12 protein-coding genes and 1 tRNA gene are annotated in these 16,904 nt (G+C 72.3%); 4 read left to right on the top strand and 9 right to left on the bottom strand.

The window, feature by feature from the left end:
• Positions 1 to 59: 59 nt before the first annotated feature.
• Positions 60 to 2,603: a putative bifunctional diguanylate cyclase/phosphodiesterase gene (locus ACI78Q_RS08540; RefSeq protein WP_456922913.1), complete on the bottom strand. Its 2,544-nt coding sequence runs from the start codon at positions 2,601 to 2,603 to the stop codon at positions 60 to 62.
• 613 nt (positions 2,604 to 3,216) lie between these two features.
• On the opposite strand from ACI78Q_RS08540, the gene ACI78Q_RS08535 reads away from it, so the two are divergent.
• Complete coding sequence (locus tag ACI78Q_RS08535) at positions 3,217 to 3,648, top strand: pilus assembly protein TadG-related protein (RefSeq protein WP_456922912.1); 432 nt, start codon at positions 3,217 to 3,219, stop codon at positions 3,646 to 3,648.
• Positions 3,649 to 3,725: 77 nt separating this feature from the next.
• Here the strand turns inward: ACI78Q_RS08535 and ACI78Q_RS08530 are convergent.
• Positions 3,726 to 3,807, bottom strand: a tRNA-Tyr gene (locus tag ACI78Q_RS08530).
• A 103-nt stretch (positions 3,808 to 3,910) separates the two neighbouring features.
• On the opposite strand from ACI78Q_RS08530, the gene ACI78Q_RS08525 reads away from it, so the two are divergent.
• Entirely contained in the window at positions 3,911 to 4,402 is a 492-nt protein-coding gene (locus ACI78Q_RS08525) for a YajQ family cyclic di-GMP-binding protein (RefSeq protein ID WP_456922911.1), read from the top strand.
• Positions 4,403 to 4,617: 215 nt separating this feature from the next.
• On the opposite strand, the gene htpX is transcribed toward ACI78Q_RS08525, so the two are convergent.
• Positions 4,618 to 5,493 carry a zinc metalloprotease HtpX gene (htpX, locus tag ACI78Q_RS08520; protein ID WP_456922910.1) on the bottom strand — a complete coding sequence of 292 codons (876 nt, stop codon included), beginning with the start codon at positions 5,491 to 5,493 and terminating at the stop codon, positions 4,618 to 4,620.
• A 215-nt stretch (positions 5,494 to 5,708) separates the two neighbouring features.
• Here htpX and ACI78Q_RS08515 point away from each other — a divergent pair, with 215 nt between their 5' ends.
• Together ACI78Q_RS08515 and ACI78Q_RS08510 are read left to right on the top strand one after the other, a co-directional pair.
• A complete protein-coding gene (locus ACI78Q_RS08515) occupies positions 5,709 to 7,658 on the top strand; it encodes a 2-oxoacid:acceptor oxidoreductase subunit alpha (protein ID WP_456922909.1) in 1,950 nt (649 codons plus the stop codon).
• Positions 7,655 to 8,746 (top strand): 2-oxoacid:ferredoxin oxidoreductase subunit beta, encoded by a 1,092-nt coding sequence (locus tag ACI78Q_RS08510; RefSeq protein ID WP_456922908.1) that lies wholly within the window; start codon positions 7,655 to 7,657, stop codon positions 8,744 to 8,746. Before ACI78Q_RS08515 ends, ACI78Q_RS08510 begins: the two co-directional genes overlap by 4 nt.
• Positions 8,747 to 8,845: 99 nt before the next feature.
• On the opposite strand, the gene ACI78Q_RS08505 is transcribed toward ACI78Q_RS08510, so the two are convergent.
• From ACI78Q_RS08505 to nuoL, 6 genes are all read right to left on the bottom strand, one after another.
• Positions 8,846 to 9,358 carry a hypothetical protein gene (locus ACI78Q_RS08505; RefSeq protein WP_456922907.1) on the bottom strand — a complete coding sequence of 171 codons (513 nt, stop codon included), beginning with the start codon at positions 9,356 to 9,358 and terminating at the stop codon, positions 8,846 to 8,848.
• 125 nt (positions 9,359 to 9,483) lie between these two features.
• A complete protein-coding gene (locus tag ACI78Q_RS08500; RefSeq protein WP_456922906.1) occupies positions 9,484 to 10,692 on the bottom strand; it encodes a PQQ-dependent sugar dehydrogenase in 1,209 nt (402 codons plus the stop codon).
• Positions 10,693 to 10,714: 22 nt separating this feature from the next.
• Positions 10,715 to 11,773 carry a polyprenyl synthetase family protein gene (locus ACI78Q_RS08495; protein ID WP_456922905.1) on the bottom strand — a complete coding sequence of 353 codons (1,059 nt, stop codon included), beginning with the start codon at positions 11,771 to 11,773 and terminating at the stop codon, positions 10,715 to 10,717.
• Complete coding sequence (gene nuoN / locus ACI78Q_RS08490; RefSeq protein ID WP_456922904.1) at positions 11,773 to 13,335, bottom strand: NADH-quinone oxidoreductase subunit NuoN; 1,563 nt, start codon at positions 13,333 to 13,335, stop codon at positions 11,773 to 11,775. The genes ACI78Q_RS08495 and nuoN overlap by 1 nt, the downstream gene beginning before the upstream one ends.
• On the bottom strand, positions 13,335 to 14,960 hold the full coding sequence (locus ACI78Q_RS08485) for an NADH-quinone oxidoreductase subunit M (RefSeq protein ID WP_456922903.1): 1,626 nt from the start codon (positions 14,958 to 14,960) through the stop codon (positions 13,335 to 13,337). The genes nuoN and ACI78Q_RS08485 overlap by 1 nt, the downstream gene beginning before the upstream one ends.
• 34 nt (positions 14,961 to 14,994) lie before the next feature.
• The gene (gene nuoL / locus ACI78Q_RS08480) at positions 14,995 to 16,890 is read right to left on the bottom strand and encodes an NADH-quinone oxidoreductase subunit L (RefSeq protein WP_456922902.1); all 1,896 of its coding nucleotides are present in this window, start codon (positions 16,888 to 16,890) and stop codon (positions 14,995 to 14,997) included.
• Positions 16,891 to 16,904: the final 14 nt, after the last annotated feature.

The raw sequence follows: 16,904 nt of genomic DNA, 5'->3' as shown, positions 1-16,904 counted from the left end.
CCGTGGAGAACTGTACCTGACGGCTCCGGGGGTCTGTCGCAGGGGGTCCCCCCGGGGTGTCAGGTGCGGACGAACAGCCGCCGGTGCGGCGTGCCCGGGACGGCGGACCGGACGCCGGTGCGGGCGAGGATCCAGCTCTCCAGGCGGTCGTCGGGCAGCGGTCGGCTGACCAGGAAGCCCTGCAGCTTGTCGCAGCCCATCTCGGCCAGGAGGTTGCGGGTCAGCTCGTCCTCGACGCCCTCGGCGACGACCCGCAGGCCGAGGTTGTGCGCCAGCTCGATGATCGAGCGGGCGATGAACGACTCGCCCTGACTGGTCGACATCGTCAGCACGAAGGACTTGTCGATCTTCACCTCGTCGATCGGCAGCTGGCGCAGCTGGGACAGCGACGAGTACCCGGTGCCGAAGTCGTCCATCGACAGCCGCAGCCCCAGGGCGTGCAGGTCGGCCAGGACGGTGCTGCTGCGCACCGAGTCGTCCACGACGCTGCCCTCGGTGAGCTCGAGGGTGAGCAGCTCCCCCGGGACCCCGTGCCGCCGCAGCGCCCGCCGGACGCGGTCGACGAGGTCGGGCTCGGTGAGGCAGCGGGCGGAGAGGTTCACCGCGACCGACAGCGCGATGTCCTGGTCCAGCCACTTGCGGCAGCGGGCCAGCGCCAGGTCGAGCACGTGGTCGGTGAGCAGGCCGATCCGGCCGATCTGCTCGGCGAGGTGGATGAAGTCGTCGGGCGCGATGGCGCCGTAGCGCGGGTGCGCCCAGCGGACCAACGTCTCGACCGAGACGATGTCGGAGGTCCGGGCGTCGATGATCGGCTGGAACACCACGCTGATCTGGCCCTCGGCCATGGCCGACTCCAGCTCGGTGCCCAGCTGCAGCCGGCGCAGGCTCTGCTGGTCGAGCACCGGGTGGTAGCTGGCCACGCCGCTGGAGCCGGCGCCGGCCAGCAGCGCGACGTCGGCCCGCTGCATGAGCGTGCCGGCGTCCGTGCCGTGGACGGGGGCGGCGGCCACGCCGATCGACAGGGTGACCTCGAGGTCGAGGCCGGCGACCCGGGCGCGGGTGGAGGTGGCCTCCCGGAGCCGCCGCGCGGCCCGCTCGGTGGCCGCCAGGGACAGCCCCGGCAGCAGGACGGCGAACTGCTCCCCCTCCATCCGGGCCACCAGCGCCTGCGGTGGGGCGTGCTCGCGCAGCAGGCCGGCGGTCACGAGCAGCAGCTCGTCGCTGGCCGCGTGCCCGAGGGTGTCGGTGACCTCGGTGTAGTTGTCCAGCGCGGCGAGGATCAGCCCGACCCGGCCGGCGACCGGGTCGGCGGCGAGGGTCGCGTCGATCTCGACCGCCAGCCGCTGCCGGTTGGGCAGGCCGGTGAGGCGGTCGTGGTCGGCGTCGTACCGGATCTGGGTGAGCAGCTGCTGCTGCCGGATGGCGGCGTTGACGTGGGTGAGCATGGAGTCCAGCGCGGCGCGGTCGCCGTCGGCGAAGGAGACGACGTCGCTCTGCCGGTCGCAGATCTCCAGGTACCCGGGCTCGCCCGCGGCGGTGGCGACCGGCGCGGCGAGCAGGTCCTGCGCTCCCCGGCGGGCCAGTGCGGCGGCCTCGGCCTCGGTGGCGCGCACCGCGGAGACCAGGACCGGGCCGTCGACCGAGCCGTCGGTGGCGCGGCTGCGGATGAGGTCGTCGGGGTCGCCTGGGCCGTCGTACCAGCTGCGGCCGTCCTCGGCGGCGACCACCAGGCGGGGTTCCTCGTCGAGGTAGGGCGGCAGCCACAGCGCCACCCGGTCGGCGTTGAGCAGCTCCTTGACCGCCTCGACGATGCGGCGGGTGCCGTCCTCGTCCGAGCTGACCTGCTCCACGCGGCGGGCGAACTCGTAGACCCGTTCCAGGCTCTTGCGTTCTCGCGCGACGTCGGCGAACCGCCGGAACAGCAGGACCACGGCGAGGACCACCGGGACGATCAGCACCCACGTCCAGGCGCTCACCTCGACCAGCAGCAGAGCGACCAGGCCGGTGGCGACGGCCAGGGGCCCCACCACGACGATCGGCACGAACAGGTCCGCCCACAGCGAGTGGCCGGCCAGGCCGGCGGTGGCGGCGATGGCGGCCGCGACCAGCAGCGCGCCGGCGACGTCGGCGGCCAGCACGGCCACGAGGAGGCTCAGCCACGACAGCGGGTCGGTGGTGGCGCCCATCGGCATCAGGTCGAGCACGATGAGCGCGACCGCCGTCTCGGTGACGGCGTTGGCGACGTTGAAGACCGACTTCGCCAGGCTGTAGCGCTGCTTGGCGAGCACCAGGCTCAGGGCCAGGGTGCGGGCCACCGCGGCCCAGAAGCCGTCGACGGCGACGAGCGCGATGACCAGCGCGAGTTCGTTGACCGACCAGCCGAAGGTCTGGCGCCGGAACTCGATCTGCAGGGGGACGGACTCCGTGACGAGGAAGGCCGCCGTCACGACGAGGAACAACCAGCCGGGACCACCGGAGGCGTGCGGCGCCAGGACGGCGACGAGGCACACGACGGCCAGCCCCAGAGCCGGGGCCGCCAGACCCCAGGGGTTCCGCACACGCGGCCGCGAGGACGGCGGTGCAGGCAGGGGCGATTCGGCCACGGTGACCCGGTTCCTCGTGGGGGGAATGAGCGGGCCAGACGCTAACAGCGCAGGGGCCCGGACGGGAGCGACCTCACCCGAGCGAGGTGGGTGCCCGGCGACCGGCCACCCACCTCGCGAGCTCTGGATCGTTCAGACCAGGCCGGTCAGCAGCCCCAGCGGGCCCCACGACCCCAACGGGCCCCGCGACCCCACCGAGCTCCCCGACCCCACCGTGCACCGCGCTGCGTGTTCATGACGCCTCCTCAGGCATGAAGAACTGCTCGTTGTTGCGGCAGTCACCCAGGCGCGGGGGCAGAGCGTCGTTCGGTACGGACCGCGCCCGAGACATTGCTGCCCGTCACCCGATCGGGACAAGCACGGAAGATCACGACGGTGTGACAAACCGTCATGCCGTCACTCACCGTCACTCCATGTACCTCTGTGTCACCCATCGGTGGGATCACCGGGACGGGTGGTGCGGGTGGTGCGGACGAGTCTGCCTGCCGCGTGTCAGGGCTGGATCCACAGGCCGACTCGCCCTGGACCGGGGACCGGCCCCACGGGTCCACACCCGTCCACAGCGCCGTCCACAGGCCGTGGACCTGGCACGGGCCCCTCTACGCTGCCCCGCGTGCGACAGGACGACCGGGGTGCCGAGCGCGGCTCCACGCTGCCCCTGGTCCTGGTGTGCTGGCTGGTGGCGGCACTCATGGCGCTCGGGGCGATCGCGGCCTCCGACGCGTTCCTGGAGCAGCAGGAGGTGCAGGCGGTCTGCGACGGCGCGGCGCTCGCCGCGGCCAACGCGACCGACGAGGCGGCGCTCTACGCCGCCGGCGTGGGCCGGACCCTCCCGCTGACCCGCGCGGGGGCCGCGGCGGCCATCGCCGACCAGCTCGCGGACGGCGGCACCCGGCTCGACGCCTGGGCGGCCGAGACCGACGGCGTGGAGGTCACCGTGACCTGCACCCGCAGCGTGGAGATCGCCTTCGGCTGGCTGTTCCTCGGCGGGCAGCCCCTCGAGCGCACCGCCGTCGCCAGCGCCCGCGCCCCGACCGTGCCCTGAGCGGCGAGGGCGGACGGCCCCCGGAACGGCGAAGGGCCCCCGACCTCTGCGGAGGTCGGGGGCCCTTCTCGTACCTGTGGCGGGTGAAGGATTCGAACCTTCGTAGGCTAAGCCGACGGATTTACAGTCCGCTCCCATTGGCCACTCGGGCAACCCGCCGTGGTGGTACGGGGAGAGAGCGTACAAGACGCCGTCACCCGGTCCGTCCGGTGTCCCCCCAGGGGCCCGACGACGCGGTGGCACACCGAGAGGAGCACCCCAGATGGCCGACTCGTCCTTCGACGTGGTGAGCAAGGTCGACCGCCAGGAGGTCGACAACGCGCTCAACCAGGCCGCCAAGGAGCTCGCCCAGCGGTTCGACTTCCGCGGCACCAACGCCACGATCGCCTGGGCCGGGGAGGAGGGCGTGAGCCTCAGCGCCGACACCGAGGAGCGGGTCGCCGCGGCGCTCGACGTCTTCAAGGAGAAGCTGGTCAAGCGCGGCATCTCCCTGAAGTCCCTCGACGCCGACGAGCCGCAGTCCTCCGGGAAGTCGTACAAGATCTCGGCGCGGATCAAGCAGGGCATCGAGTCGGACAAGGCCAAGCAGATCGCGAAGATCATCCGCGACGAGGGCCCGAAGGGCGTGCAGGCGCAGATCCAGGGCGACCAGCTGCGGGTCAGCGGCAAGAAGCGGGACGACCTGCAGGCGGTCCAGCAGCTGCTGCGCGGCAAGGACCTCGACGTCGCGCTCCAGTTCGACAACTACCGCTGAGCCCGGGCCACGCGATCGGGCGGCGGTGGACGCGTAGCGGGTGCCGACGCTGCTCGGCACGTGGGCGGCGGGCAGCGCGCGCTGCGCCCGCCACCCGGAACACGAGTGCGTGCACACCGGGCGAGGCACCGGTCAGCCGCAGGGCGTGACGCACGGTGTTGGTCGCCGCGTCGCCGCCGTCCTCACACATCGGCCGACCGGTGGTGCCGCCGCCGTCAGGAGGGTCCGGACTCGCGCGCCATGGCCTCCAGCCGGGCGATCCGCTGCGCCATCGGCGGGTGGGTGGCGAACAGCGTCGCCAGCCCCTGACCCCGGAAGGGGTTGGCGATCATCAGGTGGCTCTGGGTGACCAGCCGGTCCTCCTGCGGCAGGGGGCGGGCCGCTGCCCCGCGCTCGATCCGGCGCAGCGCGTCGGCCAGGGCCAGCGGGTCGTGCGACAGCGCCGCCCCGGAGGCGTCGGCCTGGTACTCCCGGCTGCGGCTGACCGCCATCTGGACGAGGCCGGCCGCCACCGGGCCGAGGACGACGAGCAGCAGGCTGCCGAGGGCGTTCCCGCCGCCGCGGTCGTCGGACCGGCCCCCGAACAGCGACGCGAACATCGCCATGTGCGCCAGATAGGTGACCACCGTCGCCATCGCGCCGGCGACCGAGCTGATCAGGATGTCGCGGTTGTAGACGTGGGACAGCTCGTGGGCGAGCACCGCGCGCAGCTGCCGGCGGTCGAGCAGCTCGAGGATCCCCTGGGTGACGCACACCGCGGCGTTGCGCGGGTTGCGCCCGGTGGCGAAGGCGTTGGGCTGGTCGGTCGGGCTCACGTACAGCCGGGGCATCGGCTGGCGGGCCTCGGTGGCCAGTTCCCGCACGATCGCGTAGAGCGCGGGGGCCTGGGTCTCGGTGACCGGGAAGGCCCGCATGGCCCGCAGGGCCAGCTTGTCGCTGTTGAAGTACGCGTAGCCGTTCACCCCGAGGGCCACGAGCAGGGCGATGAACAGCCCGCTCCGGCCGCCGATGAGCGCACCGGCGGCCAGGATCAGCCCGCCCATGAGGCCCAGGAGCACCGCGGTCTTCAGTCCGTTGCTCCAGCGCTGCACGACCCGACCAACGGCGCACCGGGGGGCGTCGTTCCCCTCGGTGCGGGCCGCCACCCGGCCAGGTGGGCCACTGCGACCGCGCTCACGGAATGCCTCCACGCGCGCGGGGGTTGCCAGTTCTGGTGCCGGCCGTGCCCGGCAGGTGCACTGTGGCTCTCGTCACGGGCCCGCGACACGACAGCCACGTAATCTCGGCCGGTGGAGGTACACCACTGATGACTGCGACCAACCCGCCCCTCACCGCCGCGGCGGGCAGCTCGGCTCCCGGCGGCCTCGTCAAGAGCGTCGTCGAGCTCGACCGGGTCGTCATCCGCCTGGCCGGCGACTCCGGCGACGGCATGCAGCTGACCGGCAACCGCTTCACCAGCGAGACGGCGTCGTTCGGCAACGACCTGTCGACGTTGCCCAACTTCCCCGCCGAGATCCGCGCGCCAACGGGGACCCTGCCGGGTGTCAGCTCCTTCCAGCTGCACTTCGCCGACCACGACATCATGACCCCGGGCGACGCCCCGGACGTGCTGGTCGCGATGAACCCGGCCGCGCTGAAGGCGAACCTGTCCGACCTGCCCGGCGGCGGGCTGCTGATCGTCGACTCCGACGAGTTCACCCCGCGCAACCTGGCCAAGGTCGGTTACGCCACCAACCCGATCGAGGACGGCTCGCTCGACGGCTGGCAGCTGGTCAGCGTGCCGCTGACCAGCATGACCCTCGACGCGCTCGCCGACTCCGGCCTCGGCAAGAAGGAGGCCGAGCGCTCGAAGAACATGTTCACCCTCGGCCTGCTGAGCTGGATGTACCACCGGCCCACCGAGGGCACCGTCCGCTTCCTGGAGCGCCAGTTCCGCCGCAAGCCCGAGATCGCCGCGGCCAACATCGCCGCCTTCCGGGCCGGCTACAACTACGGCGAGACGACCGAGGCGTTCGCGGTCTCCTACGAGATCAAGCCCGCCCCGATGGCGCCGGGCCGCTACCGCAACATCTCCGGCAACCAGGCGCTCGCCCTGGGCATCGTGGCCGCCGGTCAGCGGTCGGGGCTGCCGGTCTTCCTCGGCGCCTACCCGATCACCCCGGCGTCGGACATCCTCCACGAGCTGTCCCGGCACAAGGCGTTCGGCGTCCGCACGTTCCAGGCCGAGGACGAGATCGCCGGCGTCGCCTCGGCGATCGGTGCGTCCTTCGGTGGCGCGCTCGGCGTCACGACGACGTCGGGCCCGGGCATCTCGCTGAAGTCCGAGGCCATCGGCCTCGCGGTCATGACCGAGCTCCCGCTGCTGGTCATCGACGTGCAGCGCGGTGGCCCGTCCACGGGGCTGCCGACCAAGACCGAGCAGTCCGACCTCCTGCAGGCCATGTTCGGCCGCAACGGCGAGGCCCCCCTGCCGGTCATCGCGCCCCGCTCCCCCGGTGACTGCTTCGACGCGGCCCTGGAGGCTGCGCGGATCGCGCTGACCTACCGCACCCCCGTGATGCTGCTGTCCGACGGCTACCTCGCCAACGGCGCCGAGCCGTGGCCCATCCCGGACGTCGAGTCGCTGCCGGACCTGCGGGTGGACTTCGCGACCGAGCCCAACGGTGAGGACGGCGAGTTCCTGCCGTACCTGCGCGACCCGGAGACCCTGGCCCGCCCGTGGGCGATCCCGGGGACGGCGGGGATGCAGCACCGGATCGGCGGGCTGGAGAAGGCCGACAAGACCGGCAACATCTCCTACGACCCGGCCAACCACGACCTGATGACCCGCCTGCGGCAGGCCAAGGTCGACGGCATCGCCGCGACCCTGCCGCCCACCGAGGTCGAGGACCCGGACGGCGACGCCCGCGTGGCCGTCATCGGCTGGGGCTCCACCTACGGCCCGATCGGTGCCGCCTGCCGCCGCATCCGGCGCTCGGGGCGGTCGGTGGCCCAGATCCACCTGCGCCACGTCAACCCGATGCCGGCCGACCTCGGCGACGTCCTGCGCCGCTACGACCGCGTCGTCTGCCCGGAGATGAACCTCGGGCAGCTGGCCCTGCTCCTGCGCGCCAAGTACCTCGTCGACGTCCAGAGCCACACGCAGGTGCGCGGGCTGCCCTTCCGGGCCGCCGAGCTCGCCGCGGTGATCCAGGACGTCATCGACTCCACCAGCGGCGCCCTGCTCGCCGCAGACCCCACCGGAGGAGCGGAATGACCACCATCGACCTCGGCATGCCGGCCGAGGGCCCCATCGCCGACGCGATCGCGGCCTCGGTTGCGGCCCACGGCGAGAAGCAGACCGTCCTCAAGGCCAAGGACATGAAGACCGACCAGGAGGTGCGCTGGTGCCCCGGGTGCGGTGACTACGTCATCCTCAACGCGGTCCAGAGCTTCCTGCCCAGCCTCGGCATCGCCCGCGAGGACATGGTCATCGTCTCGGGCATCGGCTGCTCCTCGCGCTTCCCGTACTACATGAACACCTACGGGATGCACTCGATCCACGGCCGCGCGCCGGCGATCGCGACCGGCCTGGCGGCCTCGCGTCCCGACCTGTCCGTGTGGGTGGTGACCGGGGACGGCGACGCGCTGTCCATCGGCGGCAACCACCTGATCCACACGCTGCGCCGCAACGTGAACCTGAAGATCCTGCTGTTCAACAACCGGATCTACGGGCTGACCAAGGGTCAGTACTCGCCCACCAGCGAGGTCGGCAAGGTCACGAAGTCCACCCCGATGGGCTCGCTGGACCACCCGTTCAACCCGGTGTCCCTGGCCATCGGCGCCGACGCCACCTTCGTGGGCCGGGCGATGGACTCCGACCGCAAGGGGCTCACCGACGTGCTGCGGCAGGCCGCGGAGCACCAGGGCACCGCGCTGGTCGAGATCTACCAGAACTGCAACATCTTCAACGACGGCGCCTTCGACCTGCTCAAGGACCCGACCACCGGCACGCAGTGGTCGATCCCGCTCGAGCACGGCAAGCCGCTGGTGTTCGGCCCGGACGGCGCCTCGTGCGTGGTCCGCGACGACTTCGGCGGGCTGCGCATCGCCGAGACCAACCAGGTCGACGCCGCCGACATCGTGGTGCACGACGTGACCCGCCAGGACCCGTCCTACGCCTTCGCCCTGTCGCGGCTGTCCAGCCAGGACCTCCGGTACACCCCGATGGGCGTGTTCCGGGCAGTGCAGAAGCCGACCTACGACCGGATGATGGCCGACCAGCTCGAGGTCGCCGCGGCCCAGCAGCCGGCCGACCTGGACGCGATCCTGTCCGGCAGCGACACCTGGACGGTCAGCGCCTGAGCTGAGAGCCCAGGCAGCAGGAGGGGCGTCCGGGAACGACTTCGTTCCCGGACGCCCCTCCTGCGTCCCGGCGCTCAGCGCCGGGTCACACCGCTGGGATCAGTGGTGGCCCTTGCCGTTGTCCTTGTCGTCATCGCCGTCGTTGTCGCCGTTGCCGTTGTCGTCATCCTCGACCTCGACCCACTCGGACTCCTCGTCGAGTTCGTCGCCATCGGCGCTGAGCGTCACCGTCACCTTGACCCAGTCGCCGTCCTCGGCGGCCTCGTCCTCCTTCTCCAGCCTGACGGTGATCTCCTCCTCGTCGCCGTTGCAGTCGAGGTCCTTGTCCTCCACCTCGTAGCGGATGTCCTCGCCGCGGTTCCTAGCGACCACGTCGGCCGAGACCTTCTCGTCGTCGTCGTCGCCGTCCTCGCACTTGTACGAGAACGTCACCTCGAGGTAGTCACCGTCGAGTTCGGCCTCGTCGTCGATCTCGACGACCTTGGCCCAGGCGTCGTCGTCCCCGTTGTGGTGGCCGTCATGGCCACCACCTGCCAAGGCGGGTGACATGCCGGTGAAGACCAGCGCGGTGGCGGCAGGTACGGCGAGCAGCAGGCGTGAACGACGTTGCATGGGAGATCCCCCTCCACATCGGCCGCGTCCCTGCGACCGTCTTCCTGGACGTCGCGCACCCTTCCGAGACTCACAGTTCCGCCACAAGACCGTAACGGGAGACTCGCCCGAGGTCGGGGGACGGGTCAGGGGCGGGGCGTGACCCGGAGTAGGGAGTCGGCGTCGTCCCCGTTGTCGGTGGTGACGTACAGCGAGCCGTCGAGACCCTGCTGGACGGTGCGGATGCGCCCGTACCGGCCCTCGAGCTCGGGCAGCCGGAACTGCTCGAGCAGCGCGCCGTCGTCGGCCACGCGCAGCGCCAGGACGCCCTGGTCCTTGAGGACGCCGACCAGCAGCAGCCCCTCGTAGGCCTGCCACTGGTCGCCCTCCAGGAAGGTGATCCCGCACGTGGCGATGGTCGGGTCGCCCGAGGCCCACGTCGTCGGCAGGACGTCGGGCAGGGAGGGGTCGGTCATCGGCACGCTCTCGTCGTAGCCCGGCCCCGGCCGGTAGCCACTGTTGCCGCCGGACTCCAGGAGGGTGACCTCGTCGTCCCGGTCGGTGCCCTGCTCGGCGGCGTAGACCTGGCCGGAGCCGGGGCGCACGGCCAGCCCCTGGACGTTGCGGTGCCCGTAGGTCCACAGGTAGGCGGCGGCGCCCGGGCGGTCCGCGAACGGGTTGCCGGCGGCCGGCGCCCCCGTGGCGGGGTCGATGCGGAGCACCTTGCCCGCGAGGGTGCCGGGGTCTTGCGGGTTCGCGCTGACGGCGTTGTCACCGGTGCCGACCAGCATCGCGCCGGTCGGGTCGAGGCGCAACCGGCAACCCCCGTGCCGGCCCGAGGCCTCGTTGACCGGTATGCCCCCCAGCAGTGGATCGGCGACGCGGGTGGCGGTGCGCCAGGCCGGGTCGACGGTCCAGGCGACCACGGCGATCGAGCGGCCCTCGCCGTCCTGCCGACCCTGGCAGGTGTAGAAGCGCCGGTTCTGCTCGAAGGCGGGGTCGAGCAGCAGGCCCATGAGCCCGGTCTCCCCCGTCGCGAACAGGTCGTCGAAGTCGGCCTCGACCTCCTGCACGGTGCCGTCGGGGAGAACGGCGGTGAGGCCGCCGCCGCGCTCGTCGACCAGCAGGGTGCCGTCCGGAGCCTGGGCGACGTCCCAGGGGTGGTCGAGGCCGTCGGCGACCACCGTGACGTCGAGCGCGGGGGCCGCGGCCGGGGGCTCGGTCGTCGCCGTCGCGGATGGACCGCTGGTGCCCGACGCCGGGGTCCGGACCGCTCCCGGAGGGTTGGGCTGCCCGCCGCTGCAGCCGCCGAGCACCGCCAGGATCACGACCAGGCAGGTCAGGCGCGCGCGCACCTGCCCAGCATGCCCTGCCCGCTCAGCTGGTGCGCGTGACGACGTACTCGCACAGCGCCGACAGTGCCTCGCGGACCGGCCCGGCCGGCACCGCGGAGAGCCGCGCGCGGGCCCGGTCGGCGTACTCCCGCAGCACCTCGGTGGCCCGGTCCAGTGAAGCCGACGAGCGCAGCAGGGCCAGCGCCTCGGCGTGCTCGGCGTCGTCCGGGAGGGGGCGGGAGACCAGCTCGCGCAGCCGCTGCTCGGCAGGGTCGTCGCCGGCCAGGGCGAACAGCGCGGGCAGCGTCACGACGCCCTCGCGCAGGTCCGTCCCCGGCGACTTCCCGGAGGCGCCGCCCTGGCTGACGATGTCGAGGAGGTCGTCGGAGAGCTGGAAGGCCACCCCGACCTCCTCCGCGAAGGCGGTCAGCGCCGCGACGAACTCCTCACCGGCCCCGGCGAAGGAGGCGCCGAAGCGGGCGGACGTCGCCACCAGCGAGCCGGTCTTGTCCGCCAGGACCTGCAGGTGGTGGGCGACCGGATCGGCACCCGGCCGCGGGCCGACGGTCTCGAGGATCTGCCCGGTGACCAGCCGCTCGAAGGTGCGGGCCTGGATGCGCACCGCCTCCGGGCCGAGGTCGGCGAGCAGGTCCGAGGCGCGGGCGAAGAGGAAGTCGCCGGTGAGGATGGCGATGCTGTTGGACCACCGGCTGTTGGCGCTGGGCGCCCCACGCCGGACGGCGGCCTCGTCCATGACGTCGTCGTGGTACAGCGTCGCCAGGTGGGTGAGCTCGCAGACCACCGCGGCCTCGGTGACCCCGGGAGCGAGCGGGTCCCCCAGCTCGGCCGCGAGCAGCGCCAGCAGGGGGCGGAACCGCTTGCCGCCGGCGGCCACCAGGTGGCCGGCCGCCTGCGAGACGAAGTCGTGATCGCTGCCCACGGCCTCGAGCAGCGCCGCCTCCACCCGCGCCAGGCCCTCGGCGAGGCGGGCGCCGAGCTCCCCCTCGGGCAGCCAGGGCCCGATGGTCGAGGCAGGGGTCGAGGTCCGCTGCCAGGTCTCGGCCGGGGTGTCCCCGTGGACGGCGGCGCTGGCTCCGGTCATCAACCGACGAAGATAGCCGCCTGCTCGGCCAGGTCCAGCACCGCCCCGGGGACGATCCCCAGGACGACGGTCGCGGTGACGGTCACCGCGAGCACGATCGTGGTGGGCAGACCCGGGACGCCGACGGTGGGCCCGTCGGCGGCGGGCTCGCTGAAGTACATGAGCACGAGCACCCGCACGTAGAAGAACGCCGCCACCGCGCTCGTCAGCAGCGCGACGACGACCAGCGGCCACGCGCCGTCGTCGATGGCGGCCCGGAAGACGGCGAACTTGGCGGTGAAGCCGCTGGTGAGCGGGATACCGGCCAGCGCCAGCAGGAACAGGCCCATGACCGCCGCGGTCAGCGGGGACCGCCGGGCCAGCCCCGCCCACTTCGACAGGTGCGTGGCCTCGCCGTCGCCGTCGCGGACGAGCGTGAGGACGGCGAAGGCACCGAGCGTGGTGAAGCCGTAGGCGAGCAGGTAGAACATCGTGGCCGGGACACCGGTGCTCTGACCGTCGGAGCCGCCGCCGTAGCCGATGACACCGGTGAGCAGGAAGCCGGCGTGCGCGATGGAGGAGTAGGCGAGCATCCGCTTGAGATCGGTCTGGGTGAGGCCGAGGACCGATCCCACCACCATCGACACGATCGCGATGCCGTAGACGAGCGGCCGCCACGTCCACTCGCTGGTGCCGAAGGCGACGTAGAGCAGCCGCAGGATGGCGCCGAACGCGGCGACCTTCGTGCAGGCGGCCATGAAGGCGGTGACCGGCGTCGGGGCGCCCTGGTAGACGTCCGGCGTCCAGGCGTGGAAGGGCGCGACGCTGGCCTTGAACATGAGGCCGACGACCAACAGGCCCAGCCCCAGCACCAGCAGCACGTCGGTGCCGGTGGCCGCGGACGCCGCCCGGATGTCGGTCAGCCGCACGCTGCCGGTGGCGCCGTAGACCAGCGCCAGGCCGTAGAGGAAGAACGCCGAGGCGAAGGCGCCGAGCAGGAAGTACTTGACCGCCGCCTCCTGCGACAGCAGCCGCCGGCGGCGGGCCAGCCCGCTGATCAGGTACAGCGGGAGGCTGAGCACCTCCAGCGCGACGAACATGATGAGCAGGTCGTTGGCCGCGACGAACAGCATCATGCCGCCGATGGCGAAGGTCGCCAGCGGGTAGACCTCGGTCTGCACCCGCGGCGCGGTCAGCAGCTCGCGGTCGCGCGGGCTGCCGGCCGGCACCGCCGCGGCGGCGACGAACGCCGATCGCGCCGGGTCCAGCGAGCGCTCGGCGAACAGCAGGATCGACAGCGTCCCGAAACCGGCGATCGTGGCCATCAGGAAGACCGCGGGGCCGTCGACGGCGAGCGCCCCGCCCGCGGTGACCTCCCGCTCGCCGGCCAGCAGGAGGCTGGTGACCAGGCCGCCGACCGTGCCGACCAGCGCCACGCCGACCTGCACCGGGTGCCGGCTCTCCCGCGGGGCGAAGGCCTCGACGAGGACGCCGACGCAGGCGGCGCCGAAGACGAACAGCAGCGGCGCCAGGGCGCCCGCGGACAGGCTGGGAGCGGTGATCGCGTCGGCCGCGCTGAGCATCAGTCGGTCCCCTCGACGTCGGCGGCCGGCTGCACACCGGCGGGGTCGGAGCCGACGTCGCTCATGGTGGCGGCGACGGCGGGCTCGATGAGGCGGACCAGCGGCTGCGGGTAGACGCCCAGCGCGATGATCAGCGCGACCATCGGCGCGGCGACGGCGAGCTCACGGCGGGAGAGGTCCCGGGCCCGCAGCTGGGCCGGCGCCGGCGCCGGCGCCGTCAGCGTGGCCGTGCTGCTCCCGGATGCCGCGGGCGTCGTCGTCGTCCCCTCGTCGGGTTCGAGGAGGACGCCGCGCGGCGGGCCGTGCATGGTGCGCTGGTACATCAGCAGGATGTAGAGCGCGGCCAGGATGATGCCGACGGTGGCCAGGATCGTGAACACCGGCCGGGTCGGGAACGAGCCGATCAGCACGAGGAACTCGCTGACGAAGCTGTTCGTGCCGGGCAGGGCCAGCGAGGCCAGGCCCGCGACGAGGAAGACCCCGGCCAGCAGGGGGGCCTTCGTGGCGAGGCCGCCGTAGTCGCCGATCTGCCGGGAGCCCCCGCGGGCGATGAGCATGCCGACGACGAGGAACAGCAGCCCGGTCGCGATGCCGTGGTTGACCATGTAGAGCACCGCGCCGGTGCCGGCCTCGGTGGTGAACGCGAAGATGCCCAGGGCGATGAAGCCGAAGTGCGCGATCGAGGTGTAGGAGACCAGCCGCTTCATGTCGGTCTGTCCCATCGCCAGCAGCGCGGCGTAGAGGATGCCGGCCACGGCCAGCACCAGCACGAACGGCGCGAGGTCGCGGGAGGCGTCGGGGAACAGCGGCAGGCAGTAGCGGATGAAGCCGAACGTGCCGACCTTGTCCAGGACGCCGACCAGCAGCACCGCCCCGCCGATGGGGGCCTCGGCACCGGAGTCGGGCAGCCAGGTGTGGAACGGCACCAGCGGGGCCTTGATCGCGAAGGCGACGAAGAACCCGAGGAACAGCAGCTTCTGCACTCCGGGGTCGATGTCGATCTGCCGCAGCGCGTCGAAGGCGAAGGTGCCCTCCCCCAGTTCGCTGCTGCTCACCACGTACAGCCCGATGACGGCGGCCAGCATGACCAGGCCGCCGACCAGGCTGTAGAGGAAGAACTTGACCGCCGCGTACTGCCGTCGCGGCCCGCCGAAGCTGCCGATCAGGAAGTACATCGGCACCAGCATCGCCTCGAAGAAGACGTAGAAGAGGAAGACGTCGGTCGCGGCGAAGACGCCGACCATCATCGCCTCGAGCAGCAGCAGCCAGGCGAAGAAGGTGCTCATCGACCGGTTGGTCGTCGGGGTGTCCCGCCAGGAGGCGACCACGACCACCGGCACCAGGACCCCGATGAGCAGCAGCATCACCAGCGCGATGCCGTCGACGCCGAGGGCGAAGTCGACGCCGAAGTCGGGGATCCAGGGCACCGAGGTGGTGAGCTGGAACCGCTCGCCTCCGGCGTCGAAGGCCACCGTGGCGAGGACCGCCAGCAGGAGCACCAGGCCGCTCACGCCGAGCGCCACCTGCTTGGCGAGCTCGTCCCGGCCCCTGGGCAGGGCGGCGACGAGGGCCGCACCGACCGCCGGGACCACGATCATCGTCAGCAGCCACGGGAAGTCACTCACTGTGCAGTCGCCTCTCGAGAGGTCCGGGTCCGGCTCATCCGGTCGTCACCGCCAGCAGCGCCCCGGCCACGACGACGGCGCCGCCGAGCATGGACAGCGCGTAGGAGCGGACGAAGCCGGTCTGGGTGCGGCCCAGCCGGGACGACGAGCCGCCCAGCGTGGCCGCGAGCCCGTTCACCGCGCCGTCCACCCCGCGGTTGTCGACGAACACCAGGGCGCGGGTCAGCCACTGCCCGGGCCGCATGAACAGCGACTCGTTGACGGTGTCGGCGTAGAGCGCGCGGCGGGCGGCACGGACCGGCAGCGCGACCCGCACCGGCGCGGTCAGCGGCACCTCGCGGCGGCCGACGAACAACCAGGCGGCGCCGACACCCAGCAGCATCGCGAGCGTCACCAGCACGCTGACCAGCAGCGGTGCGACCACGTGCTCGGCCGCCTCCGGCTCGCCGAACACCGGGGCCAGCCACTCCTCCAGCGGGAAGGCCACGACCAGCAGGGAGCCGGCGAGCACCGAGCCCACGGAGAGCACGATCATCGGCACGGTCATGACCGACGGCGACTCGTGCGGGTCGACGCCGTCCTCCCATCTGGGCCGGCCGAAGAAGGTCATCAGCATCAGCCGGGTCATGTAGAAGGCGGTGAGCCCGGCGGCCAGGATCGCGATCGTGCCCAGCACGTAGCCCCAGCCGTCGCCGCGGTCGAACGCGGCCTCGATGATCGCGTCCTTGGTGTAGAAGCCGGACAGGAACGGGAAGCCGATCAACGCCAGGTAACCCAGCCCGAAGGTCACGAAGGTGATCTTCATCTTCGAGGCGAGACCACCGAAGCGGCGCATGTCGACCGAGTCGTCCATCGCGTGCATGACCGAGCCGGCGCCGAGGAACAGCCCGGCCTTGAAGAAGCCGTGGGTGAGCAGGTGCGCCAGGCCCGCGACGTAGCCGACCGGGCCGAGGCCGACGGCCAGGAACATGTAGCCGATCTGGCTGACCGTCGAGTAGGCCAGCACCTTCTTGATGTCGTCCTGCGCGCAGCCGGCGATGGCGCCGATCATCAGGGTGATCGCGCCGACGGCCATGACCGCGGCCCGCGCGGTCGGCGTCTCGTCGTAGACGGGCGCGCAGCGCGCGATGAGGTAGACCCCGGCGGTGACCATGGTGGCGGCGTGGATCAGCGCGCTGACCGGGGTCGGGCCCTCCATGGCGTCGGGCAGCCACGCCTGCAGCGGGAACTGGCCGGACTTGCCGCAGGCCCCGAGGAGCAGCAGCAGCCCCAGGGCGGTGACCGTGCCGCCGGCCAGCGTGCCGACCGCGCCGAAGACGCCCTCGTAGGTGACGGTGCCCAGCTGGGCGAACATCAGGAAGATCGCGAGCGCCAGACCGACGTCGCCGACCCGGTTCATGATGAACGCCTTCTTCGCGGCGGTGGCCGCCGTCGGGCGGACGTACCAGAAGGCGATGAGCAGGTAGGACGCCAGGCCGACGCCCTCCCAGCCCACGTAGAGCATCACGAAGTTGTTGCCGAGGACCAGCAGCAGCATCGCCGCGACGAACAGGTTGAGGTAGGCGAAGAACCGCCGGCGCCCGGGGTCGTGGGCCATGTAGCCGACGGAGTAGACGTGGATCAGCGCGCCCACGCCGGTGATGAGCAGGACGAACGCCGCCGACAGCGGGTCGTAGAGCAGCCCGGCCTGCACGTCCAGCGACCCGCTGGCCACGAAGGTGAACAGGTCGACGCTCACCGAGCGCCCGTCCAGCTGGAACGTGCAGGCCAGGCCGATGACGAAGGCGATGACCACCGTGGCCACGCCCAGCAGGTGACCCCAGCGGTCGGTGCGCCGGCCACCCAGCAGCAGCACGGCGGCGCCGGCCAGCGGCAGCGCGATCAGCAGCCAGGAGGCGGCGAGCAGCCCGTCGGCGGGCACGGTGTCCATCCCCGGATCCCCGT

This window comes from Geodermatophilus sp. SYSU D00705 (assembly GCF_054050135.1).
This window is presented reverse-complemented; position numbering and strand designations above follow the sequence as displayed.

Coding starts and splice junctions, on each gene's coding strand:
- ACI78Q_RS08525 (WP_456922911.1), top strand. CDS start 3,911: ATGGCCGACTCGTCCTTCGACGTGGTGAGCAAGGTCGACCGCCAGGAG.
- ACI78Q_RS08495 (WP_456922905.1), bottom strand. CDS start 11,773: ATGACCGGAGCCAGCGCCGCCGTCCACGGGGACACCCCGGCCGAGACC.
- ACI78Q_RS08515 (WP_456922909.1), top strand. CDS start 5,709: ATGACTGCGACCAACCCGCCCCTCACCGCCGCGGCGGGCAGCTCGGCT.
- nuoL (WP_456922902.1), bottom strand. CDS start 16,890: ATGGACACCGTGCCCGCCGACGGGCTGCTCGCCGCCTCCTGGCTGCTG.
- nuoN (WP_456922904.1), bottom strand. CDS start 13,335: ATGCTCAGCGCGGCCGACGCGATCACCGCTCCCAGCCTGTCCGCGGGC.
- ACI78Q_RS08510 (WP_456922908.1), top strand. CDS start 7,655: ATGACCACCATCGACCTCGGCATGCCGGCCGAGGGCCCCATCGCCGAC.
- ACI78Q_RS08505 (WP_456922907.1), bottom strand. CDS start 9,358: ATGCAACGTCGTTCACGCCTGCTGCTCGCCGTACCTGCCGCCACCGCG.